General features: G+C 60.0%; 2 protein-coding genes. Both read right to left on the reverse strand.

All coding sequences use genetic code 11. From position 1 onward, the window contains the following. Nucleotides 1-215, reverse strand: a 215-nt coding sequence (locus AC0L3P_RS40115) for a hypothetical protein (protein WP_473309474.1), incomplete at its 3' end; no start/stop codon positions are given. After that, on the reverse strand, nt 212-400 hold a 189-nt coding region (locus AC0L3P_RS40120; RefSeq protein WP_473309475.1), incomplete at its 5' end, for a phosphopantetheine-binding protein. The genes AC0L3P_RS40115 and AC0L3P_RS40120, both read right to left, overlap by 4 nt.

The following is a 400-nucleotide window of genomic DNA, read 5'->3' on the forward strand; positions in this document are numbered from 1 at the left end:
GGCATGTGATAGGTCGTGCTGCCCCGATCCAGCTGCGCCAAAAACCATAGCCGCTGCTGCGCAAACGACGGTGCAAGAGCGCTTTCGCTTCCAACTGCTGGGATCGAGGGAGCTTTTCGGCCGCCACTGCGGTTTCTCTCCTTGGCGAGTGCAATGAGCTTCGCTAAGCCTTCCGCATCCAGCTTCTCCAAGTCGGTCCTAACGACATCCGTCATTTCTCGGCACCCAGAGAGACCAGCTTCTGAAGCTCGTCGCGATCAAATTCGCGTTCGAGCAAAGTAATGGAAGTCTCGCGAGCGAGGTCCGCCAGCACCGGCTTGGCAAACAGCGTCATCAGCGGCAGTGCGGCGCCAACAGCCTGCGCCAGCCGGCTTGAGAGCTGCACCGCCAACAGCGAATG

Source organism: Bradyrhizobium sp. WSM4874 (assembly GCF_055811835.1).